Below are 22,292 nucleotides of genomic sequence, written 5' to 3'. Positions count from 1 at the left end.
TCATAGGTTAGAACAAAGGGTTGTTCTGGCCCGTTGGAGTTAGGAGTTTGAGTTGTGCGCGTCACCTTTCCCGCTTTGTTTCATGGCAAAACCCTACAAACTGCCCTCAAAGCGTTTGAATTTCCAGCAGATTTGGAGGCGCGCCATGCTCCCGTTAAAAATTGGGCAACAGTGCTCAAAAGCAACTCTTTAAAAGCCGTCAAAGAAACCTCTTTGCATGGCGATTTCCTGGGCGATATTTTCCGGGATGCCTTGGGCTATCGCAGCATTGTGGGTGGCCAAGGACAACATTGGGAATTGCACGCCGAAAAGCATATCGATGGCGGTGGCGGCTTTGCGGATGGGGCGATCGGGCTGTTTTCTGCGGTTACGGGTTCCGGCGGCAAACAAAAGCTCACCGGCCGTGTGGTGGCCCCCATTGAACTGAAAGGAACCAAAACCGATCTCGACACACGCCACAAAGGACAAGAATCCCCGGTGGAACAGGGCTGGCGCTATGCCAACTACACCATGGGTTGTCGCTGGGTAATTGTTTCCAACTATCGCGAATTGCGGCTTTATCACACCAACAAAACGCCTGCTTGCTGTGAGCAATTTTTCTTAGAAGATTTAGCAGATTTGGAAGCATTCAAGCGCTTTTATTTTCTGCTTTGTCGGGAAAACTTTTTGCCCGCCAGCGCCCATGAGGGCGATCGCTCGCGGCTGGATGAGTTGTTGGCAGAGTCCAACGAAGCCGAAGAAGCGATCACCGAAAAGCTCTACCAAGACTACAAAGATGTGCGCCAACAGTTGGTGCAGTTTTTTAAGGGTCGGTATAGCAAAGATTGGAGCGATCGACAGGCGGAGTTTATTGAAGCGGCCCAAAAAGTTCTCGATCGAATCCTGTTCATTGCCTTTTGCGAAGATCGAAAGCTATTGCCAGCCAAATGCCTCAAAGAGGCCCATGATTTTCATAACCCTTACAACCGATCGAGCATTTGGCAGCGGTTCAAAGCCATTTTTCGGTGGGTTGACCAAGGCAACGATCAACCCCCCATTTCGGGCTACAACGGCGGTCTTTTTAAGCTTGATCCGATCGTTGATCAAGAGATTGAGGTTCCCGATTGGCTTTGCACCAGGCTCAAAAACCTGACGGCCTATGACTTTGACACAGAAGTTTCAGTTGATGTTCTGGGGCGAATTTTTGAGCAATCGGTCACGGATCTAGAGGAATTGCGATCGCTGGCGGCCGGTGAAACCTACAACGTCAAGCAAGGAAAACGCAAAACCCAAGGTGTTTTTTACACCCCAACTTGGGTGACGCAATACATGGTGGAAACAGCCTTAGGTGGCTATTTATCCAAGCGATCGGCATTGCTGCGCGATCGGCTTCAGTTAGATGCCATTCCTGAACGCAACACCAAGCAACGACAAGCAGCCGAACTGGCTTATTTGAAAGCTTGGCGCGAAGAACTCAAAACCATTCGCGTTTTGGATCCGGCCTGTGGATCGGGCGCTTTTTTAATCGCGGCCTTTAACTTTTTGGCGCGGCAATACGAAAAAATCAACACGGAAATTGCCAACTTACAAGGCGGCATTCGGGAAATTTTTGACCTGAACAAAGCAATTCTCAATCAAAACCTTTATGGGGTTGATTTGTCTTCCGAGTCGGTCGAAATTACCAAGCTTTCCCTATGGTTACAAACGGCTGAAAAGGGGCAAGCACTCACTAATTTGGATGACAACATTAAAGCAGGCAATTCAATTGTTGCCGATCGGGCAGTTGATCCCAGGGCGTTTGATTGGGAAAGGGCATTTCCAGAAGTGATGGCCGATGGGGGCTTTGATGTGGTGTTGGGCAATCCGCCCTATGTACGCCAGGAGTTGCTATCGCCCTTTAAGCCCTATTTGCAAACCCATTATGCCTGTTATGACGGGGTGGCGGATCTCTATGTTTATTTCTATGAACGCGGGGTAAAGCTGCTGAAACCGGGTGGGATGTTGTCTTACATTGTCACCAACAAATGGTTGCGATCGGGCTATGGCGAACCGTTACGCAAGTTCTTTGCAGAACAAACCATTTTTGAACAAATTATCGATTTTGGCCATGCACCGATTTTTCGCGATGCGGACACGTTTCCTTGCATTATCGTGTTGCAAAAAGCTGCTCTCAATCCTGGGGCAAGGGGCTTAAGCCCCTTGTCTGATGGGCTTGGGGGTGGGTTGTCTGGCTCGGCAAATCAAGTGCTGGTTTGTGCGGTTCCTCGGGAGCAGCTAGAGGGCCTCAATTTGGCGCAATTTGTGGAGCGGGAGGGCTATGAAATCCCCCGATCGCGCCTGTCTGAAGCGGCCTGGAGTCTGGAAAATCCGCAGGTCGATGCGCTAATGCAAAAAATCCGTAGCGTCGGCGTTCCCCTCGTTGACTTTGCAGGAACCAAACCCTATCGCGGGATTGTAACGGGTTTAAATCAAGCTTTTTTAATTGACAATCAAACGCGCCAAAGCCTGATCAGTGCAGATCCTAAGTGCGCTGAATTCATTAAGCCTTACTTGCGCGGTCAAGACATTAAACGATGGCATTCACCCGGATCAGAGAGGCATTTATTATTCATTAGCTGGGATTTTCCAATTAATGAATATCCATCATTGCTCAATTGGCTGAGACAATATGAAAAGTCATTAAAACAGCGACCAGAAGTTCAGCAAAATCGATTTCCTTGGTATTGCTTAAGTAGATATGGAGCAAACTATTATCATCTATTTGATTCCACTAAAATCATCTATCAAGTCATTCAAACTTTACCAAATTATGCCTTAGATAGTTCTGGAATTTTTGGAAATGACAAAACGTTTTTTCTTCCTTCTGAAGATCGATATTTACTTGGAGCTTTAGGTTCTCCTTTGATTTGGTCTTACAGCCATCGCAATTTTACACGGATGCTATCCAATGCAATTAGTCCAATGGGCTATTTATTTGAGCAATTACCGATCGCCCCGCCCACCGAACCGATCCGCCGAGAAGCCGAAGATCTCGTTAGCGAATTGATCGAACTCACCCAAGCCAACCAAGAAGCAACCCGCGACGTAATGGGCTGGCTTGCCTTTGAATTCAACATCGAAAAACCCGGCCAGAAATTAGCCGACTTTGCCCAACTCAGCCTCGACGAATTTCGTGCCGAACTGAAAAAACGCTGCCCCAAAGGAACCGCGATCGGCCCCAAACAAGTTAAATCAATTGACCTTGCCTATAGCGATTATGCAACCCCAATTCAGCAGCGCAATGCAGAAATTTTGCGACGAGAACAGCGGCTTTCGGACTTGGTGAACCAAGCCTATCAACTCACTCCCGAAGAAATCGAATTGATGTGGAAAACAGCACCGCCCCGAATGCCCATCGCCCCGCCTAATTAACCCTCAAAATCAGCCAAGCGGCCCTGCCAGTGCCACAACGCCACAGGAACACGCTTGCCCTTCGCCTGAATCGACGGTAATGTTTGGCAGTGAATCTGTAGCTCGATCGGGAGTTGTTGATAGGCCGCATCCGATAGATAAAGTTGATGGGCAGGCGTGGCTCCCTCAATCCGCTTGGCCGTGTTCACCGTGTCCCCGATCGCCGTGTAAGTGCGCACCCCGTCGCTACCAAACAGCCCCTCCACCACCGGGCCGTAGTGCAATCCACAGCCCGCCCCCAACCCTTCCGCCGACAGCACCGATCGCGCCGCCCGCTGCATCGCCACCGCCGCTCGCATCGCCTGGGGCAAATCCGCATAAATCACCATCACTTCATCCGCCGTAAACGTGACCCGCAGTGGCCGATGCACCGTCGCCACCGGCTCCACCACTTGGTAGTAACAATTCAGCACCTGCGCCACCCGCTCCGGCCGCGCCGCCTCACACCAAGTCGTGAAACCCCGAATATCCATAAACACGATCGCCCGTTCCACCCGCTGAAAGGTCAGGGCCGACGGATTGGCGATCGCTGAAGTCACCACATGATTGCCCATGCCCCATTGGGCCAAATTGCGCAAAATGGCCGCAGTTTCCTGAGTTTGTTGCTGTTGCTGAGCCAGTTGCAGCGATTGCAACCCCAACAACACCCCCAAAAACACCAGCGCTGAAAATAGAAATTCGTGGCTTGCGCCCGTAAAAAAGATTTGAATATAGGTCAACGTCACCGGCTCTTGGTGCAACGCCGCCGTCGTAATCAAATAGGCAACCCACACCATCACCGTGCGGGCAATGCTTTCCAGGGGCAATAGATATCGAGCGATAGCAGGCTTCCAGGCCAACCTGAGTCCCTGGGCAATGGCCACCAACGAGCAAAACCCCCAAAGCATCCAATGACTGGGGTTTTCAAAAAATTCCCAACCATCCAACGGCAAATCAACCAGCGTGTAGCAACTAGGGCCAATTAAGTTGCCCCAAAATGGATGAATCTTGCGTTGGCTGAGAAACCAAGATTGCACAGTAAAAGCCCCAATCAAAGACCAATCTGCAATGTCATTGATGGAGGCATACCAGCCATCTTTGGCGATATCAGACAAAATTTTCAGAATCAGGAAATGGCCACTGTTGCCCAAAAATTCCTGCCAGAAAGCTTGCCAGGGTGTGCCGTGAAATCGACGATTCAGCAGGTGATCTAGATTGAGGCTAGGAAGCTGTTGAGGAGAGCGATCGGTCATAAATTTCGGGTGATGGGTGCTGACATCAAGAAGCAACCCGACGATCCCTTAGCCTATTCCAGCGGCTTTGGGCTGCGCTTTGGTTTAAACCATCCCAACATCGAGATACCCGTCAGGATTAAAGCCAACAAACCCAACCCATCCAAGAGGGGATAAATCGCTTCCAGATGGAAAATTTCGCCCGTGTGAATATCCATCAAAAGGCTGCGTTTAATTCCGGGCAGATGCCATTCTTCCACCAAGGTGGCCAACATGCCCGTAATCACCGTCAAGATCAGGGGCAACAGCAAAATCGGAGCCAGAAATCGATGATATTTGCGTTGGTATTTCTGGAATGTTTGGAAATTTTTGAACATGGGCGATCGAGCCTCTAGAAACAAGTTGCCTGAACCTGGCAAATCACGCGATCGGTTCAGGCCTGATCCGCAAGCAACAACACCAGCAATCAGAATCAAGGAAATTGCCTGATTTTGCCCTATTTCGCCTGCCCGATCGCCCCTTCCAAACTGCTCAGAGCCGTCAGGGCTTTGGCTTTATCCAAATTGCCGCCCAGTTGCCCGCTCACACCGTCCATGGCTTCCTCGATCGCCTCATAGGCCTTGGGATTTTTTTCCTTAATCCCATCTTCAACGGGTTTCCAAGCGGCTTCAAATTGCTCAAATTCCGTTTTGGCCTTGGCTGCGTCTCCCGCTTCCACCGCCGCCCGGGTTTTGGTCACCACGGCGGTCAATGCGCTGAGGTCACCGCCGGCCACCGGACTAGGGGCGTGGCTGGCGGCCGGTTCAACGGGGCTGGCAACGGGGCTAGCGGCGGCCGACTCGGCGGGGCTGGCCGCAGGGTTGGCAGCGGTTTGGGAACTGCAACCGGCGCTGGTCACAATGCTGAGGGCGGCAACCAAGGCCAGGGTCAAACGCCCCCGGGTCAGGACTCTTGCCGGTGCAGAAGATGAGCGAGCCAAGGGAAGCAAGGACATGAACATTCTCCAAGAGAGGTAGCGGCTGGGCGATCGGGATTGCAAAACTCGCGTTTTCAGCGATCGCCTAAACCGTAACCAACAAAAATGACAAACTCATGACAGCCACAGAGTTGGGATTGTGGGTCTCTCTTGGAGAAGGTTATTAGCGCGATCGACGGCGACCACCCGCCCAAGGCGGCGGGCCCGATCGCCCTCGCAATTGCACCGTTTCGCCGTTGGCTAATTGCACCCAAAAGGCATCCAATTCGCCATCATCCAACTCGCCTTCAACGGTGAGCTGATCGCCCACGGAAACAGGTAAATTGCGCCACCAACGCGGCCCCGCATCCACGCGATATCGCCGGCCATTGGCTTCCACAATCCACTCATTTTCGTCCCGCTCGCCAAAGCGAATCACCCGGCCCGAAATGCGAATGATGGGTTCATCATCGTCGTCATCATCCCAGTCATTATCATCATCATCCTTGGAGCGATTCCATGCCTCAATCCTTTGATTTTGCCGTACTTGATCCGGTATAGATTGCCCCCCAATCAGCGTGATTTGAATCAAAGGCTCTGAGCGAGATTCGGCCAAGGCAGAACCTGTCATGATGATCAAAGGTGCAACGCTACCTAGGGCGAGGAAAAGCAAAGGCTGCTTAAGGTTAAACATGGAATTTCTCCAGTGATGTGAAGTTCAGGCAACAGATTTGAGAATCAAACTCAAGAACCATCTATGGCAAGCCTGAGATAGTTCAATTGAGTCCATGGTGCTCGAATGACTGAACAAGGGATCTGGTTGACCTAAAAACCCACTTGAAGCCGTTGAAAGGTGTTAGCCATACTCTTTACTAAATCTGGGGTTGCATTGGGAGCTGGCAACCGTCCTTCAGCAGCTCCATTGAAGACAAAATGTTCCCAGCCCGATCGCACGGTTCCTGCTTGTCGTGCCAGACGGACATCGGGATTTTGGTCTAGATAGAATTGCTCGTTGAACAGATTTTGAGCACGCCCTTCAACGGCTCCATTGTTCACGAAATGCTTGAGGGCGGGAATGTTGCTGCGGGCTACATCGGGAAACTGAGTGAGGTAGCCTTGGGGGCTAAACCACTGACCGGTGAGTTGATCCCATTGCAAACCCGGCCGACTGGTGAAGCTCTGCAGCCGATCGGTTTGAGAAATCGTGGTGGCGGTGGCGGAAAGTTGACCTAAAACAGGAGTTCCGTTGGTTCGGGCGATCGCGCGGGTGTCAATTTCTTGGGGATTATCCGATTCCCAGTCCCACACCTGAACTTGAACGGTTTCGCCAGGATTCAAACCAAGGCGATCGGCTCGCACATCTTCAGGATCAATGCGCCATTGACCATTAGGAGTATTCAGCAGAAAGTCATCCCCTTGATCTACAAATCCAGCCACGGTTCCTGTAATAACTTGACCGATCGTAAAAGGGCTACTGAAGGATGCGTTGGACTGATTCAGGTTGGTGCTCATGATGTGTGGTGGGAGCTACTTTAAAGTCATCACGGTTTCAGCCTAGGGAGAGAAGATGACAAAAAAGTGACAACCAGCCATGACTCAGCCAGTCTGATTTCCGTCCACTAACTAATCGTGAAAATGACTCATCAGGGCTAAGGCAATTGAGTTTGGCTGCTCGGTACAAGAACCGGCAAGGTGACAGTGAAGCAACTGCCTTGGTTCAGTTGGCTGCGGACAGTGATTTGGCCCTGGTGCGATCGGGCGATCGCCTGGGCGATCGACAGGCCCAGCCCTGAGCCACCTTCTCGGTGCGATCGCACCCGATCGGCCCGCCAGAGTCGATCGAACACTTGGGGCAAATCCGCCGGGGCGATGCCGATGCCCGTGTCGTGAATTTCGACCCGCACTTGTCGATCGCGCCCGATCGGGAGAATCACCACCCGCACCCGGCCGCCCGCTGGCGTGTATTTGAGGGCGTTGTCCAGTAGGTTGCCAAACAGCCGCCACAGCAACAGCGGCTCGCCCAACACAACGGCGGGGGCCAGCTCACCGGTCAGCTCCAGTTGCTGCACGGCGGCCCGATCGGCGTAGGTTTCGATCAAGGATTCCAGCAATTCGGGCAGGTCGATCGATTGGCGCGGGTGGGCAGCGGCTCCGGGGGTGTCCTGACGCGCCAACAGCAACAGGTCTTCCACCAGTTGGGTCATTTGGCCAGTGGCGTTGTGAATTGCCGCCAGCTTGGCCACGTCGGCCGGGTCAATCCGCTCGGGATGGGATTGCATCACTTCCACGGAGGTGCGAATGGCCGTCAGCGGCCCGCGCAACTCATGGGAGGCATCGGCGGTGAACTGCCGCAGTTTCCGAAAGCTGGCTTCGATCGGCCGCAAAGATTGCCGCGTCAGCCACAGCCCCCCGATCGTACTCAGCCCGATCGCCAGGCCCGAGCCGATCGCCAGGCCCGTTCCCAATTGCTGGATGGCGCTGTTGATCGGGTCGATCGATTCCGTCACCCGCACATAGCCCCGGAGTTTGGGGGGCTGCTTTTCCCCGTCATAGAACGGCGTGGTCAGAGTGCGGAGTTGTTGATCTTGGGCGATCGCCCCTTGGGGTTGGGCGATCGGGGTTAGGGGCCAGGTGGGAAATATCCGACCTTGGCGAGCCAACAACTTACCCCGCGCATCAAACCACTCCACCCCCTGATCCGGTTGCTGCAAACTTTGCCAGGGAATATCCAAATCCCCATCGTTATCCAGGCGTGGCCGCAGTTCTTGCCGTTCTTCAAAGAAGCGATCGTCTAAAAAGTTGGCAGCATTGGGGCGATCGGTATTGAGGGTTCTTGCCTGATTTTGATTCGCTTGATTTTTGTCCTGATCTTCATCCTCATACTCATCTTGATCGTCGTCTTCATCATCTGATTCTTGCTCTCTTGCTCGCTCTTTTTGCACTTGCTTTGCTTGCTCTTTTTTGGCTTTTCTTTCCTGCTTTGCTCGCTCTTTTGCTTGCTGCCGATCGTCCTCGTCGCTGTCGTCGCTGTCGTCGTCAAATTGCTCTTCGTGGGCTTCCTCGATCGCTTCCAAACTGTGGCCGGCTGCTTGAGCCAACACCAAAAGCTGTCGATCGACCTGCTGATAGAGGCTATAGATCAAAAACTCGATCGCCACGATCGACCCCAGCCCCACCACCGTCGTCATCACCGCCAAAAACGACAGCAACAACCGCCGCCGCAGGGCCCGAAACTGGGCGGCTTCGGTGGCAGCCAGGGCAGTTCCAGAGCGCGATCGCTTAAGAACCCGCGTCCAGTTCCGGCAGTTGTGGATGAAGTCGGTAGCCCATGCCATAGCGCGTTTCGATTGCTGTTTTGGGTGCGCCTGCTTCGGTCAGTTTTTGGCGCAGGCGGCGGATGTGGGCGGTGATCGCTTCTTCGGTGGGTGGCTCGTCAAAATTCCACAGGTTGTCGAGAATGCTGGCGCGATCGAACGTGCGGCCCGGATGGCGCAAGAACAATTCCAACAGGGCATATTCCTTCGGTGACAGGGCGATCGGCTGGTGGCGGTAGGTGACTTCGCACGATCGCGGATCCAGCGCCAACGCCCCCCAACTCAGCACCGGATTGGTGGCCACGGTTCCCCGCCGCAACAGGGCCCGCACCCGCGCCAAAAATTCCGACAAGTCAAAGGGCTTCACCACATAATCATCGGCCCCCGCATCGAGACCATCCACCTTGTCGCGGCTGGTGTCTCGCCCGGTCAGCAGCACGATCGGCACGGTTTGCCCAGCGGCTCGCAGTTGCCGACAGAGTTCCACCCCGCTGAGTTGGGGCAGCATCCAATCCAAAATCAGCAAGTCATAGTCCAGGGATTGGGCCAACTCCAGCCCCGATCGCCCATCGCTGGCCAGGTCTACGGTGTAGTGGCGATCGCGCAGGGCCTCGGCGAGGGGCTGCAAGATCCGATCGTCATCCTCCACAAGCAAAATCCGCATGACCTGTGATCAATCCTCTGGGCCCGATCGCCGTGATTGCAATAGGGCGATTATTACCAATTAAACCGGCGATCGAACCGCGAATCGAAGCGATCGCGCTTGCGGGCATTGCAACTGCGACAAAGGGTTTGCAAGTTACTAATGTCGTTGGAGCCACCAGCGGCGAGGGATTTGATGTGGTCAATTTCTAGGCGATCGCGGCTGCCGCAACTTTGGCATTGGTGATTGTCGCGATCGAGTACAAATTGTCGAACGGCTGGATCAATTTTGATGCGGGGAGTTTTAGCCATTTCCTATTCCTCTGCCAATCGCCGAATTTCATCTAATGGAGAGTCAGCCGGTTCAATGCTGGCTTCTAATAAGGGCAATTCTGGCGCTTCTAGTTCTGGCTCTGGTTCATCGGGACAAAACTCGATCCTTAATCGCAAAGTTCCTGACTCCCACTCATGTTGCCCAAACCTCAACACTTGTCCTTCAACGCCTTCTTCAGTGAACCACTGCCCCCGCCCTTCAGTCCAACGATAGTTGCCATAACCCCTTACATAATTCTCAACTACACTAGAGAGTCCTCTCATGAACTCTTTAACTGTGCAGGTTTCATTGGTTATACTGATGTGTTGAGCAGTAGAGGTGGAGATCACCTCACCTAGCTTCATTAATTGATGATTCTCCACTCTGACTACCTCCAAATATAGTGCCAAGAGAATTAGATTCTTACGAATCTTTTTGGCGCTGAATTTTGCACCACAACTCAACTTACAGATTAATCAAATTCGTAACTGTCACGCTACGAGTCAATTTTAGTGCGAGGTGTTTTGGCCATTGCTATTCCTCTGCCAATCGCCGAATTTCATCTAACGGAGAGTCAGCCGGTTCAATGCTGGCTTCTAGCAAGGGCAATTCTGACGTTTCTGGTTCTGGCTCTGGCTCTGGTTCGTCGGGACAAAACTCGATCGACAACCTCAATCGTCCCGACTGCCAACCCTTTGCTCCAAACCTTAAAGCTTCTCCCTTAATCCCTTCTATAGAAAACCATAAACGACGGTTTGAATTCCACTCAATGGTGGATATGTTATAGCCGGAATAGTGTTGCAGCGCATTGGCAATAGCCTGTAGAAATTCTTCAACCGTGGAAGTTGGAGTTTTTAAGCCAATCTGATATCTCATTTCGCACGAGATCACTTCATGTGGTTTGAGAGATGTAAATTCCTGGGGCATGGTTTTAACAAGTCCTGACTAAGGATAAGACTCCGGATCAACTTTATCCATCAGCCAATCTACGAATTTCATCTAGAGGCTGATCAGGGTTGCCAGTCAAGGACTCTACTTCGTCTGGTTCATCTGGCTCAAAAAGCAATGTTAGTCGCAGTCGTCCAGATTTCCATTTTGGTGCGCCTAGTCTTAAAACTTGGCATTTCAGTCCTTCTTCTGAGAACAAAATTCTAAGATCTCCACCAAGACGATCATTGATAATTTTTTGAATTTCTGAGATCTGGCTAGTGGGACGATTATTGATATAGTACCCATACTCCATCGTGACCACTTCGTTGGGCAAAAGTTCTTGCATTTTAGAAAAATCCATGATGAATAACCTCTTGAAGATTACAGTTCTACTTCTACCCTATTCCCCAGCCAGCTTACGTAGCTCAGCCAACGTCAAGTAGCTGGTAGGGTGGGCAATGCCCACCACTATTATTTAACAAAGACAACATTTATCCTCAATAATTGCTTGTTCCCAAAACATGACCAGATTTCTTCGGCACGGTCTATAGGTGGGCAATGCCCACCCTACAGGCTACTTCTACCCTATTCCCCAGCCAGCTTACGTAGCTCATCCAACGTCGAGTTGGATCCTTCGGGGTTAGTAATCTCTTCTTCTTGATCTGGATCAAGCTCAATTTCCAGAAAGAAACGCACCTTCCCTGACAGCCATTGTTTTTGACCAGGACGCAAAACCCTACAGGGAAAACCATCCGAAAAAGCAGCCTTTTCTAAGTCCTCATCGTAGGTTTCTTCCAAGTTGGCAGTCATATCCGTAGCCAAGCAAGTCGAAATTTCCACAAAGGGCAAGTTGCCATCATCCGATCGAATGACATCCTCGGCATCAAGACGATAAACAATTGGCTCAGTCATTCACAAACACCTCAAAAATCCTGATTTCTGTCCCTAGACAAGATGCTCAAGCCCCTTGTTACCAAACACGGTTGGGGCTAGTTTACCAACTCAACGATCGGGAGTTGGTAGCGATCGCACCCCATGGATTGCAAACAAGAATCGATCGCCTCCACCGCCTGGTTATAAGTCGCAATTTGCTCTTGCAAAGCAGCTTTTTGTTCAGCCAGTTGCTCCAGTTGCTCCTGGGCTTCCTTCTCGATCGTTTTTTCCAAATGGTTACGGGCGATCGTGTATTGCTGCAAAATCACCTCTTCATATTCCACCGCTATGGGCAACAGTTGCGACTTCAAAGTTTGGCTCACCGCTTGGCGAAAGGTGCTCGTCACGGTGCGCTTGACCTTGGGTGCAAAATCGAGTTCTAACAATTGGCGAATGGCGGGTTCTGCTTCCACCATCGGCAAAAAGTCATAGCCCACAGAAGTTTGGCGCAACACTTCCCGAAACTGATAGAGCGAAACCGAGCCTTCCTGATAGAAATCGGGACTTTCACGCACATAGCGATCGCACTCAGTGCTCGCCTCGCTGCGAAGGGCTAATTGCACGGATTGTTCGATCGCCTTCAATCGATCTTCTAGCCCCGCATCATCTCCCACCAATCGGCATAGCTCCCGATAATAATCCTGATGGCGAATTCGATCCATCAACAATGAAAAGAGCCGCCGAATCACCCGCTCAATTTCCGCAGTTAGCACTTCTTCGAGTTCATTGGCTAAGTAATAGAACGCCTCAACCAAAATTGCTAACAAAGGAGCAGTGGAATTGCGCGGGTGAGCCAACGTAGCCCGCTGATAGGCTTGCTTAACGGAAAATCCGTTCAGCAGCTCGCCCATCCGGCCCTGCATCCGCACTTGTAAATTGCGGAAATCGTCTTCAAAGCTGACACATTGATTGGTGACAATCTCGTTAACTTCGCGCTTTAAATGATCCGCAAAGTTTTCGGCTAGGCGCTTCAAATCGGTGTTGAGTCGATCGAGCCGATTGCTTTTAATGCCTTCGAGTTCCGTGGGCTGGCTATCGAGTTCTCGGTAGCGATCGCTATACAACCGACGCAGGGCTACACAAAGGGGCTGTAAATCATTGGCCAAAGTCGAGAAGAGTTGCGGCCGCTTTTCCTCGGTCAAATAGCGTGTGATTCCTTCTCGAAATACTTCAATGCCGCTGTCATGAATCAGTTGATCCACCAAGGGCGAACCATATTCACCCAAAATCCGAACATAGTTTTCGTTCTGGCTTTCGTAGTTATTGACCGAAATCCGAAAACGATTGGCCGGTAATTTGCCAGAACTGGAGCAATAGCGATTGAATTCATAGACGAATTGCGGTGTTTCTTCGGCAATTTCTGCACTTTTGATGCTGCTGGCAAAAATGCTGTCGAGGCCGAAGCGATCGCCCGCACTGGTTTCTCGAAGCTGGCTGCCATAGAACCCCAGCAGTCCACTGGTTTTATAGAGCCGCTGTCCATCTCGAAACTGACTGGCAATCAGGGACTCTAGGCGTTGCCGCAGTTGAACGTTGTACCAAGTTTCATCAATACGATTGAAGACGAAAAAGACCCGATCGCGAATTCCCGAATTGCTGCGCATCGCTTCCAGGAGTTCGGTTTCCTCTTTCGTCATGTCACCCGCTGCGGCTGGTTTCAGCACTGCCACCACAGCAGATGTGTCTTCATTGCTAATTTTGCTGTAGGTGAGGGCAGCATCCTTTTTGATCGGGGCATCAATTCCTGGCAAATCAACCAGAACGTTGCCATCTTCCAACAAAGGATGACAGCAGTAATATTCCACCCGTTTGAGCACAGCGCTATTGCTGCCGCGTCTGGCATAGGCTGCTGCATCTTTGAGGTTGGTGAAATTAAATTGCTCCATTGAGTAGGTGGTGTTACTGGTGGGATGGATGCGATCGCGATTAGTCCACCAGCCTTCAATCAGCAACTTAAGAGCTTTTGCTTGTTTAGCCCGTTCAGATTTGGACTCGCCACCTTCTTTTTCGATCATTTTTTCGCAGGCGGTGAGAATCGTTGAAACGGTCTCTTCTCGGCTCAAATCAATTGCCGAAGAAACCCCCAGCCGCTCCAGCAAGACCTGCACTTCTTCGTGAACTTCAGCCGCACTAGCAAAGGTCAATACAACCCGTTCCCGATCGCTTGGCGCATAGGCGATGTAGCATTCAATTCCGGTGGCATGGCCTTCAGCACTATAGAGCAGTTCCCGACCCAACAGGGCATTAATTAGCATTGATTTGCCAGCGCTGAAAGCCCCCACAAAAGCCACTTCAAAGGTCGGGGCGATCGCCTTACGCAGAGACGTATGAACTGACGTAATATCTTGATTTTGGAGTGTGGACTCTTGCTCAACCAGATGCACAATGGCTTCAACGGATTCCTGGAGATTCTGACAAGCTGCGATCTGATTGCTATCCAGTTGAGCCATGGGATTTCCAACCAATTGAGATCGGTTTAAAGATTCAGAGAATACTGGCGAGAACAAAGGCTGCTGTTTGAGTGAGCCTTTGTTCTTGCAAGTGGCTGGGATTAGGATAGCGCAAAACAATACCTATCCCAGTTATAGGGTCGCACAATACGGCTTTTGTGAACCTTAATTAAATCCCAAACTTTAAGTGGCTGCATCAGGTTGAGAGGTACGAAAAATCGTCAAGTTGGCAGAAGTTGGGCTACCGTTTTTTGCACATCAACCCAATCGATCTCAGTCAGAATCCGGCCGATCGCCCGATCGCCCCCGGCCCGGCCCGATCGCCCAGGAGCGTCGCCGCCACACGGACACCATCAGCCCCACACAAATCAGGCAATAGGTGCTTGTCCAGGCGCTTTGCAGCAACAAAAAACTGAGACTGGGGTTAGCGAGCTGTTCGCTGACGGTACTGCCCACGGCCAGCCCGATCGCCCAGCCGATCGCCAACTGCACTGATCGCTTGGCCGCCACAAATTCCCGCTCATCCAAACCCGATCGCCGCAGGGCCAGCAAGGCCGGCAACCAACCGGCGATCGGCGCGTAGTAGAGATACAGCCGCAACCGGGAGCCGATCGGGTCGAGATCCCGATCGCGCACCCCCAGCTCGGTGCGATCAATCAGGGGCGGCACATCCTCGGGCGGCTGGTGCATCTAGTTGGCTCCCTTCGTCCACCAAGCGAGGGCATACTCATCACTTTGACCCACAGCCGCTTCCTTGAGGGCCACGCGCACCCGATAGCGGCCGGTTTTGGGCACTTCACAAAACACATGCTCCACGCTGTCCACGGAGCTGATCGATCGACAGGGGTTGGTGGTGGTGGCCACGGTTTCCCCTTCCGGAATCAGGTACAGATCAAAATCGCTCAGACCTTTGTTCACAAAACCTTCACCCCGATCAAACCGGTCATTGTTATTGCGATCGAGCAATTCCACATGGCGGCTCCAAGTGAGAGTCAAGGCCGCAAAGCTGCCACCCTGGAGTGGTTGGGCGATCGGGTAGTCGTGAACGGCCGGTTGGTCATCCTTCAGGGCCAAGGATTGGAACGCCCAGCCCACCAAGGGCACAGCCTCGCCCGGCTGCCATTGACCCGGTGCAAACTGTTGATAGGCCCGGTAGGCGTTCAGTTGACCCGCACCAATTTGCTCATCGAGCGGAATCGTCGGATCGCTGGCGGCATCGGAATCGAGCCAGGTTTTCTCGTCTTCGCGCCACACATCCCGGGTCATGCCCAACCGGTTGCCATCTCCCGCGTCCTTGGCTTTGTCTGCGGAATTCATCAACACCGCTTTCATCACCTGGTGGCGACGGGCATCTTTGCTCCAACGGACTTGCTTTCCGGCAATTTGCCGCTCGGCCCATTCCTGAAGCAGGGCCACGGTGGCGGTGACATGGGGGGTGGCAAAACTCGTGCCGCTGGCATAGATCACCTGGCCGCTCAGTTCATACAGCCCCACATCGGCCCCCGGAGCCACCAGCCCGATCGACCGCCGCAACCCCGCATTGCTTTCGAAGCCCACCAAATGCCGACCAACCCCCGTGACCACGTTCCCCAGGTTGGCAAAATCCAACTTGGAAAACTGCCCCCGAAACCGCCGGGTAAAGGCCACATTGATGCCGTTAAAGGTGTCCGTGGGAATTGAAATGCCCCCATCGCCCTGATTGCCCGCAATCAGATACAGCACGTCATGGGCCCGCGCCGACCAATCCACACAAAGGGTGAGCAGGGAATTGCCATCCAACATGGCGTTCAGTCGCTGATCCTGGCTGAGGGGTTCGCCAAAGCTGAAGTTAATGGCTCGCACATCGCCATGGTTTTGCAGGGCCACGGACTGGCTAGCTAAACATTCCCCAATTTGGCCATTGCCTTCGGATGGGCCCGTGGCTGCGGAATAGAGCATGGCCCCAGGAGCCACGCCCCGCGCCAATTTCCCCGATCGCCCAATCATCACCCCCGCCACACTGTGGGCATGGCCATCCACATATTCATCGGGCCCTGGCCGCTCTTCCAAAACCAACAGGCCCGCAGTTCGAAAGTCATCCGCGTTCCCCACCGCTTTGTCGTAGCCAAAACGACCGGGCCGACCAATTTCCACTTGGCCAATGCCAATTTTGCGGCCGGTGATGTTGTAGGGCGCTTGGTGCAGTCGATCGGAATCGATGCCATCGGGCCCTGTGGACAGCGGCAACAGCACGGCGGGCAAAGTGGCACTGGCGGTCGTGGCGATCGAGCAGCCGATCGCCCCTAACAACACCAAGCGCCCAGTCCGAAGCAGGGCTTGGCCGAGGCGATCAAATTGGAGGGAAAACAAATGGCGCGATCGACCCATAACTCCTCACTGACTGATAGCTGATGAAAGCTGACCAAATTGCTGGCTCAATTAGGGCGACGAACAGATTTTGGGCGAATTTTGGACGAATCTTGGGCAAATCTTGGGCGAACAGATCCTGATCCTGTCTTGATCGTGGATAGATCGGGGATGCTGTTTGGGTTGTAGCGCGATCGCTCGTCAAGAAACCCTGAAAAACCTGCAAGTTTTAACAAATATTGTTCATATTCTGTTAAAACAAATACAATTTCTACCCTTGCCCGCCCCCAGAGGACGCACCCACCATGAGCCAAAAGCCCATCGTCGTCGCCCCTTCCATTCTATCCGCCGATTTCAGCCGCCTGGGTGAAGAAATTCGGGCCGTAGATGCTGCCGGTGCTGATTGGATCCACGTTGATGTCATGGATGGTCGCTTCGTGCCGAACATCACGATCGGCCCGCTGATCGTTGAAGCCGTGCGTCCTCACACCCAAAAGCCCCTCGATGTCCACCTGATGATCGTCGAGCCGGAAAAATATGTGGATGCGTTCGCCAAGGCCGGCGCTGACCACATCACGGTTCACGCAGAGCACAATGCCTCGCCCCACCTGCACCGCACCCTCGCCCAAATCAAGGAAGCCGGTGCCAAGGCTGGTGTGGTGTTGAATCCTTCGACCCCGCTGGAATTGATTGAATACACGCTGGAACTGTGCGACCTGGTGTTGATCATGAGCGTCAACCCCGGTTTTGGCGGCCAGAAGTTCATCCCCGGTGTGTTGCCGAAGATTCGCAAGCTGCGTCAAATGTGCGATGAGCGCGGTCTCGATCCTTGGATTGAGGTGGATGGCGGCCTGAAGGTGGACAACACCTGGCAAGTGCTCGAAGCGGGTGCAAACGCGATCGTGGCCGGTTCGGCGGTGTTCAATGCGCCGGATTATGCCACCGCGATCGAAGGGATCCGCAACAGCAAGAACCCCGCCACTCGCGAGCTGGCTGCGGTCTAGGATTTTTCGGGTGGCCAACGGGCTGGCGACTATTCGATCATTGCAGATTGACCGCCCGCCCAAAGCCATCAATCAAGATTGCTGTAGCTAGACCATCACTCACCACTCAATCAATATCAATTGCGATGAGCGATTTTAGCCAATTCAGGCGATCGCTCATTTTTTTTATTAAGGTTTCGTTTGAGTTTTTGTTTGAGGTTTTGCTTTTGATTGTTTGAGGTTTTGCTTTTGAGTTGTTGGCTTAAGCTGTTCACTTATTTTTTGCTTAAGCATTTTGTCTATCGCTGATCTATTTTTTTGCTTAGTGTTTTCCTTAAGTTTTTGGTTATAACGCCATCCGAGTTTCGATCGCCCAGCGTGCCAGTTCTGTGCGGTTGCTGAGTCCCGTTTTGCCTAACATATTACTAACGTGACTTTCGATCGTGCGTTGGCTGACACTCATCAATTCAGCAATTTCTCGATTTGCCATGCCCCGCGCCACCAACTGCACCACCCGCGACTCCGTGGGGGTCAGTTCCACGTCTTTTGGCACTTTGAATTTGGGCGATCGATCTCCCTTGGCTTGGTAACGAATTAACCGAGAAGCCTGTTTTAAGGAAGACTCAACTTGGGCCACCAATTCTTCCGGTTCAAAGGGCTTGGTCATGTAGATATCGGCCCCCGTGGTCAGCCCCTTAATTCGATCCTGGCTTTGGCCCTTTGCCGACAGCAACAGCACCGGAATCCAGTTCGTTCGCGGGTCTTGGCGCACGGATTTCACCAAGCTGTAGCCATCCATTTCCGGCATCATCACATCGCAGATGATCATATCCGGCAAATCTTGCTCAAGCTGTTCCAGGGCCTCGCGACCGTTGCTCGCCGGAATCACCACATATCCGTGAAATTCCAAATAATCTTTGACGAGCAAAATCAGATTTGGATCGTCATCGATGAGTAAGATTCGTTTTTGAATACCAAGATTGCTTCTTCTCATAGGAAGCGAAAAGATCTTTAGGAAGAGCGGAAGTTAGCACGATCGAGTGCGATCGCCTACCTTTTTAATCACTCAGGTTAATTTCAGTCCCGTTGAATGAGCTGCTCAAGGAGCTGCATAGCCCAAGGAACTGCATAGCCTACGGGTCGGGAATTTAAGGGGGAAATTAAATTCACCGCAATTGTTCACAACCACTTCACTGCCATTTCACCAACATTTCACCAAAACTTTGTCGCAATCCGCCGCAGGAATGCGCCGCAATCATACGACTAGGATGAACTTAGGGTCGTGGTCGTTGGGCCACGGGCAGGAAATCCGAAAAACCAACCACGGCTGGACAAGTTAACCAGCTACGGACAGGATTGATGGGTATTTTTTTAACCTGCCTCCTAGTTTAGGGCAATGCTGGTGTTGAGTGCTACCAGTAATTTCGCTAGGCAGTCCTGATTCCCGAGTGCAACGGCTGCCCAGTTCCGCCGCTCAGGGAGCCATTTGGGGCAAAGATCGCTCAAAGAAAGCCAAGGACTGCACAACACGCCCACCAATGAGATGTTCCTGAATGATCTGCTCAATCGCGGCTGGGGTGGCGCGTCGATACCACACGCCTTCGGGATAAACCAGCAGGATTGGCCCTTCCGTGCAAACCCGCAAACAGTTCGCTTTTGTCCGAAAAACCACGGAGGATGGGGAAAATTCTGAACCTGAGGGGTTGCCTGGGCCGGTTCCATCAAGACCCAGTTCTCGCAATCGCCGCTTCAGATAGTCCCAGGATTCCAGGCTGGCATCCTTGGGGCAGCAAAGGGGTTTGGTTTGGTCGGCGCAAATGAAAACGTGGCGTTCGATGCGATCGATTCCCAATGTCCGCACCACGGGCAGGAGCGATCGGGCCTCCTCGGTGGGGGAATTGGTTTGGGCCTCGGCAGGGCAAGGGGTTGAGGCATCGGGATCGAGATCGGGTCGATCGGCCTCTGGGTTCGCAAGGGAAGAGTGCAATGGGGTTGCCATGGGGCAATGCGGTGGGGCTGAGGGTGGTTGGCAAGGTGTGTCGGGCGGCGGGTGACGTACTGGGCGGGGCGATCGAGATCTTTCCAAGTTACGCCCTGGTTGCCAGTTCGGAAACCCGTACAGAGGGGTCTGTTGTCAGGCCCCATGGTCTCCAGTAAATTAGCACTCGGATGGAGAGAGTGCTAAAAGCCGTTGGTCAGGCTGCAACAGACACCCTGTCAGCACCGCGCAGTCAGCACTGCGTAACCACGGGTTTTCAGCCTTTCGCCTATCCGCTTCACCATTGGTCTAGCTTTTCACTTCAAACCTCTGGAGACAGATTCTGTATGGCAGCCGTATCGTTGAGCGTATCGACCGTGACTCCTTTGGGCGATCGCGTATTGGTCAAAGTCGCCGCCGCTGAAGAAAAGACCGCTGGCGGTATTCTCCTGCCCGATAACGCCAAAGAAAAGCCCCAAGTTGGCGAAGTCGTCGCTGTGGGCCCTGGCAAGCGCAACGATGATGGTAGCCGCCAAGCTCCCGAAGTCAGCACTGGTAACAAAGTTCTCTACTCCAAGTACGCTGGCACGGATATCAAGCTGGGTGGCGAAGATTACGTCCTGCTCTCTGAAAAAGACATCCTGGCGGTTGTTGGCTAATTAAGCCATGGCCCGAGCCGTCCCGATCGACCGCTGCTCTTTAAGGGCTGCTCTTCAAGGGTTGACGGTTCCTCGGCTCGATCGCCCCGGTTAAGCCGATCGCCAAACCAGCCATCGTCAAACCGGACTAACCAGCCCAATCCTGGGTTTCGCAAAACTCCTCATTCTTCAATCTCCAACAGGCAGATCATGGCTAAGAAGATTATCTACAACGAAAACGCCCGTCGTGCCCTTGAGCGCGGTATGGACATCCTGGCGGAAGCCGTGGCCGTCACCTTGGGTCCCAAGGGTCGCAACGTTGTGCTCGAAAAGAAATTTGGCGCACCTCAAATCATCAACGATGGTGTGACGATCGCCAAAGAAATTGAACTGGAAGATCACGTGGAAAACACCGGCGTGGCCCTGATTCGCCAAGCCGCTTCCAAAACCAACGACGCAGCGGGCGACGGAACCACCACCGCCACCGTGTTGGCCCACGCGATCGTTAAAGAAGGTCTGCGCAACGTGGCCGCCGGTGCCAACGCCATCACCCTGAAGCGCGGTACTGAAAAGGCCGTCGCTTACCTGGTGGATCAAATCAAGGCCCACGCTCGCCAAGTCCCCGAAAACGACTCCAAAGCCATCTCGCAAGTGGCAGCCATCTCCGCCGGCAACGACGAAGAAGTTGGCCAAATGATCGCCGATGCCATGAGCAAAGTGGGCAAAGAAGGCGTGATCTCCCTGGAAGAAGGCAAGTCGATGACGACTGAGCTGGAAGTCACCGAAGGGATGCGCTTCGACAAGGGTTATATCTCGCCCTACTTTGCCACCGACACCGAGCGGATGGAAGCAGTACTGGATAACCCCTTCATCCTGCTGACCGACAAGAAGATCACCCTGGTGCAAGACCTGGTGCCGATCCTGGAGCAAGCCGCTCGCGCTGGCAAGCCCCTGCTGATCATCGCTGAAGACATCGAGAAGGAAGCCCTGGCTACCTTGGTGGTGAACCGTCTGCGCGGCGTGCTGAACGTGGCTGCTGTGAAGGCTCCTGGCTTCGGTGATCGCCGCAAGGCCATGCTGGAAGACATCGCCATCCTCACCGGCGGTCAACTGATCACTGAAGATGCTGGCTTGAAGATCGACAGCACCAAGCTGGAGCAACTGGGTCAAGCCCGCCGGATCACGATCACCAAGGACACCACCACGATCGTGGCCGATGGCAACGAAGCCGAAGTGAAGGCCCGTTGCGAGCAAATCCGCCGTCAAATGGAAGAAACTGAATCTTCCTACGACAAGGAAAAACTGCAAGAGCGTCTGGCCAAGCTGGCTGGCGGTGTGGCAGTGGTGAAGGTTGGCGCGGCCACCGAAACCGAAATGAAGGATCGCAAGCTGCGTCTGGAAGATGCGATCAACGCCACCAAGGCGGCCGTTGAAGAAGGCATCGTGCCCGGTGGTGGTACGACCCTGGCACACTTGGCTCCTAGTCTGACCGACTGGGCAAACGCCAACCTAAAGGACGAAGAGCTGACCGGCGCACTGATCGTGGCTCGTGCCCTGACGGCTCCCCTGAAGCGGATTGCTGAAAACGCCGGTCAAAACGGCGCGGTGATCGCTGAGCGCGTGATGGAAAAAGACTTCAACGTGGGCTACAACGCTTCGAGCGGCGAATACGTAGACATGTTTGAAGCCGGGATCGTTGACCCCGCCAAGGTGACCCGCTCGGCCCTGCAAAACGCTGCCTCGATCGCGGCGATGGTGCTGACCACCGAATGCATTGTGGTTGACAAACCCGAACCGAAGGAAGCTGCTGGCGCTGGCGCTGGCATGGGCGGCGGCGACTTCGACTACTAAGTCTCGCCCACAATCCTTGTCCCGGGAATGGTTCAGGGAATCGTTACCCAACTTGTAGGTGTAACGATCCCTCCATAACCCAGGCCAACTCAAAAGTAAATCGGTTGGGAGCTATGCCACAGGCAGTTAGTTTCCAGCCGATTTTGCATGAACGGTGATTCCGGAGGGGCTGGCTTCGCTGGATTTTTTGCACAAATCCGCAAGAAACCCTCATCCCCAAACCCCTTCTTTTCAATTGGGCAGTGGGAAGCCAGCGCTATGGATCTTCAGCGCTATTAATCTCCGGCGATCTCATGGCGGCTGGTTGAGTTCCTTTGAG

General features: G+C 53.1%; 22 protein-coding genes. 4 read left to right on the top strand and 18 right to left on the bottom strand.

Annotated features, from left to right (window positions below):
* Positions 1-54 precede the first annotated feature (54 nt).
* Entirely contained in the window at positions 55-3,390 is a 3,336-nt protein-coding gene (locus tag ACZA91_RS11245; RefSeq protein ID WP_463182365.1) for an Eco57I restriction-modification methylase domain-containing protein, read from the top strand.
* On the opposite strand, the gene ACZA91_RS11240 is transcribed toward ACZA91_RS11245, so the two are convergent.
* The 15 genes from ACZA91_RS11240 to ACZA91_RS11170 all read right to left on the bottom strand — a co-directional run bounded on the left by ACZA91_RS11240 (position 3,387) and on the right by ACZA91_RS11170 (position 16,544).
* Complete coding sequence (locus ACZA91_RS11240; protein WP_463182364.1) at positions 3,387-4,661, bottom strand: adenylate/guanylate cyclase domain-containing protein; 1,275 nt, start codon at positions 4,659-4,661, stop codon at positions 3,387-3,389. The two genes, ACZA91_RS11245 and ACZA91_RS11240, sit on opposite strands and share 4 nt — an antisense overlap.
* A gap of 53 nt (positions 4,662-4,714) precedes the next feature.
* Positions 4,715-5,017, bottom strand: coding sequence for a peptidase (locus tag ACZA91_RS11235; RefSeq protein ID WP_099533749.1), 303 nt, complete (start codon positions 5,015-5,017; stop codon positions 4,715-4,717).
* 119 nt (positions 5,018-5,136) lie between these two features.
* On the bottom strand, positions 5,137-5,634 hold the full coding sequence (locus tag ACZA91_RS11230) for a DUF4363 domain-containing protein (protein ID WP_463182363.1): 498 nt from the start codon (positions 5,632-5,634) through the stop codon (positions 5,137-5,139).
* Between the two features lie 145 nt (positions 5,635-5,779).
* Positions 5,780-6,226 (bottom strand): hypothetical protein, encoded by a 447-nt coding sequence (locus ACZA91_RS11225; protein WP_463182362.1) that lies wholly within the window; start codon positions 6,224-6,226, stop codon positions 5,780-5,782.
* A 194-nt stretch (positions 6,227-6,420) separates the two neighbouring features.
* Entirely contained in the window at positions 6,421-7,107 is a 687-nt protein-coding gene (locus ACZA91_RS11220) for a hypothetical protein (RefSeq protein WP_190532259.1), read from the bottom strand.
* Between the two features lie 137 nt (positions 7,108-7,244).
* Positions 7,245-8,930: a sensor histidine kinase gene (locus ACZA91_RS11215; RefSeq protein ID WP_463182361.1), complete on the bottom strand. Its 1,686-nt coding sequence runs from the start codon at positions 8,928-8,930 to the stop codon at positions 7,245-7,247.
* Positions 8,875-9,573 carry a response regulator transcription factor gene (locus tag ACZA91_RS11210; RefSeq protein ID WP_099533701.1) on the bottom strand — a complete coding sequence of 233 codons (699 nt, stop codon included), beginning with the start codon at positions 9,571-9,573 and terminating at the stop codon, positions 8,875-8,877. Before ACZA91_RS11210 ends, ACZA91_RS11215 begins: the two co-directional genes overlap by 56 nt.
* A 53-nt stretch (positions 9,574-9,626) precedes the next feature.
* On the bottom strand, positions 9,627-9,863 hold the full coding sequence (locus tag ACZA91_RS11205; protein ID WP_099533703.1) for an HNH endonuclease: 237 nt from the start codon (positions 9,861-9,863) through the stop codon (positions 9,627-9,629).
* Between the two features lie 3 nt (positions 9,864-9,866).
* Positions 9,867-10,247, bottom strand: a complete 381-nt coding sequence (locus tag ACZA91_RS11200; protein ID WP_463182360.1) for a KGK domain-containing protein — start codon at positions 10,245-10,247, stop codon at positions 9,867-9,869.
* A 151-nt stretch (positions 10,248-10,398) separates the two neighbouring features.
* Positions 10,399-10,791 (bottom strand): KGK domain-containing protein, encoded by a 393-nt coding sequence (locus ACZA91_RS11195; RefSeq protein ID WP_463182359.1) that lies wholly within the window; start codon positions 10,789-10,791, stop codon positions 10,399-10,401.
* Positions 10,792-10,834: 43 nt separating this feature from the next.
* The gene (locus tag ACZA91_RS11190) at positions 10,835-11,155 is read right to left on the bottom strand and encodes a KGK domain-containing protein (protein WP_463182358.1); all 321 of its coding nucleotides are present in this window, start codon (positions 11,153-11,155) and stop codon (positions 10,835-10,837) included.
* Positions 11,156-11,379: 224 nt separating this feature from the next.
* Entirely contained in the window at positions 11,380-11,706 is a 327-nt protein-coding gene (locus tag ACZA91_RS11185) for a KGK domain-containing protein (RefSeq protein WP_099533710.1), read from the bottom strand.
* Between the two features lie 77 nt (positions 11,707-11,783).
* Complete coding sequence (locus tag ACZA91_RS11180) at positions 11,784-14,177, bottom strand: dynamin family protein (protein WP_463182357.1); 2,394 nt, start codon at positions 14,175-14,177, stop codon at positions 11,784-11,786.
* Between the two features lie 273 nt (positions 14,178-14,450).
* A complete protein-coding gene (locus tag ACZA91_RS11175) occupies positions 14,451-14,867 on the bottom strand; it encodes a hypothetical protein (RefSeq protein WP_190354612.1) in 417 nt (138 codons plus the stop codon).
* The gene (locus ACZA91_RS11170) at positions 14,868-16,544 is read right to left on the bottom strand and encodes a S8 family serine peptidase (RefSeq protein ID WP_463182356.1); all 1,677 of its coding nucleotides are present in this window, start codon (positions 16,542-16,544) and stop codon (positions 14,868-14,870) included.
* Between the two features lie 284 nt (positions 16,545-16,828).
* On the opposite strand from ACZA91_RS11170, the gene rpe reads away from it, so the two are divergent.
* The gene (gene rpe, locus ACZA91_RS11165) at positions 16,829-17,527 is read left to right on the top strand and encodes a ribulose-phosphate 3-epimerase (RefSeq protein ID WP_099533719.1); all 699 of its coding nucleotides are present in this window, start codon (positions 16,829-16,831) and stop codon (positions 17,525-17,527) included.
* A 325-nt stretch (positions 17,528-17,852) separates the two neighbouring features.
* Here rpe and ACZA91_RS11160 read toward each other — a convergent pair whose 3' ends face one another.
* Positions 17,853-18,500 (bottom strand): response regulator transcription factor, encoded by a 648-nt coding sequence (locus ACZA91_RS11160; RefSeq protein ID WP_099533721.1) that lies wholly within the window; start codon positions 18,498-18,500, stop codon positions 17,853-17,855.
* Between the two features lie 480 nt (positions 18,501-18,980).
* Complete coding sequence (locus tag ACZA91_RS11155) at positions 18,981-19,505, bottom strand: (2Fe-2S) ferredoxin domain-containing protein (RefSeq protein WP_242027882.1); 525 nt, start codon at positions 19,503-19,505, stop codon at positions 18,981-18,983.
* Positions 19,506-19,831: 326 nt separating this feature from the next.
* Here ACZA91_RS11155 and groES point away from each other — a divergent pair, with 326 nt between their 5' ends.
* On the top strand, positions 19,832-20,143 hold the full coding sequence (gene groES / locus ACZA91_RS11150; protein WP_099533722.1) for a co-chaperone GroES: 312 nt from the start codon (positions 19,832-19,834) through the stop codon (positions 20,141-20,143).
* On the opposite strand, the gene ACZA91_RS11145 is transcribed toward groES, so the two are convergent.
* Positions 20,140-20,298 (bottom strand): hypothetical protein, encoded by a 159-nt coding sequence (locus ACZA91_RS11145; RefSeq protein WP_158234460.1) that lies wholly within the window; start codon positions 20,296-20,298, stop codon positions 20,140-20,142. The two genes, groES and ACZA91_RS11145, sit on opposite strands and share 4 nt — an antisense overlap.
* 34 nt (positions 20,299-20,332) lie before the next feature.
* Here ACZA91_RS11145 and groL point away from each other — a divergent pair, with 34 nt between their 5' ends.
* Positions 20,333-21,973 (top strand): chaperonin GroEL, encoded by a 1,641-nt coding sequence (gene groL, locus ACZA91_RS11140; RefSeq protein WP_099533724.1) that lies wholly within the window; start codon positions 20,333-20,335, stop codon positions 21,971-21,973.
* Positions 21,974-22,292: the final 319 nt, after the last annotated feature.

The sequence above is a fragment of the Limnothrix sp. CMB-01 genome (assembly GCF_055193175.1).
This window is presented reverse-complemented; position numbering and strand designations above follow the sequence as displayed.

Coding starts and splice junctions, on each gene's coding strand:
- ACZA91_RS11175 (WP_190354612.1), bottom strand. CDS start 14,867: ATGCACCAGCCGCCCGAGGATGTGCCGCCCCTGATTGATCGCACCGAG.
- ACZA91_RS11240 (WP_463182364.1), bottom strand. CDS start 4,661: ATGACCGATCGCTCTCCTCAACAGCTTCCTAGCCTCAATCTAGATCAC.
- groL (WP_099533724.1), top strand. CDS start 20,333: ATGGCTAAGAAGATTATCTACAACGAAAACGCCCGTCGTGCCCTTGAG.
- ACZA91_RS11185 (WP_099533710.1), bottom strand. CDS start 11,706: ATGACTGAGCCAATTGTTTATCGTCTTGATGCCGAGGATGTCATTCGA.
- ACZA91_RS11205 (WP_099533703.1), bottom strand. CDS start 9,863: ATGGCTAAAACTCCCCGCATCAAAATTGATCCAGCCGTTCGACAATTT.
- ACZA91_RS11195 (WP_463182359.1), bottom strand. CDS start 10,791: ATGCCCCAGGAATTTACATCTCTCAAACCACATGAAGTGATCTCGTGC.
- ACZA91_RS11180 (WP_463182357.1), bottom strand. CDS start 14,177: ATGGCTCAACTGGATAGCAATCAGATCGCAGCTTGTCAGAATCTCCAG.
- ACZA91_RS11220 (WP_190532259.1), bottom strand. CDS start 7,107: ATGAGCACCAACCTGAATCAGTCCAACGCATCCTTCAGTAGCCCTTTT.
- ACZA91_RS11155 (WP_242027882.1), bottom strand. CDS start 19,505: ATGGCAACCCCATTGCACTCTTCCCTTGCGAACCCAGAGGCCGATCGA.
- ACZA91_RS11215 (WP_463182361.1), bottom strand. CDS start 8,930: ATGGCATGGGCTACCGACTTCATCCACAACTGCCGGAACTGGACGCGG.
- ACZA91_RS11170 (WP_463182356.1), bottom strand. CDS start 16,544: ATGGGTCGATCGCGCCATTTGTTTTCCCTCCAATTTGATCGCCTCGGC.
- ACZA91_RS11235 (WP_099533749.1), bottom strand. CDS start 5,017: ATGTTCAAAAATTTCCAAACATTCCAGAAATACCAACGCAAATATCAT.
- ACZA91_RS11230 (WP_463182363.1), bottom strand. CDS start 5,634: ATGTCCTTGCTTCCCTTGGCTCGCTCATCTTCTGCACCGGCAAGAGTC.
- ACZA91_RS11190 (WP_463182358.1), bottom strand. CDS start 11,155: ATGGATTTTTCTAAAATGCAAGAACTTTTGCCCAACGAAGTGGTCACG.
- ACZA91_RS11160 (WP_099533721.1), bottom strand. CDS start 18,500: ATGAGAAGAAGCAATCTTGGTATTCAAAAACGAATCTTACTCATCGAT.
- ACZA91_RS11225 (WP_463182362.1), bottom strand. CDS start 6,226: ATGACAGGTTCTGCCTTGGCCGAATCTCGCTCAGAGCCTTTGATTCAA.
- groES (WP_099533722.1), top strand. CDS start 19,832: ATGGCAGCCGTATCGTTGAGCGTATCGACCGTGACTCCTTTGGGCGAT.
- rpe (WP_099533719.1), top strand. CDS start 16,829: ATGAGCCAAAAGCCCATCGTCGTCGCCCCTTCCATTCTATCCGCCGAT.
- ACZA91_RS11210 (WP_099533701.1), bottom strand. CDS start 9,573: ATGCGGATTTTGCTTGTGGAGGATGACGATCGGATCTTGCAGCCCCTC.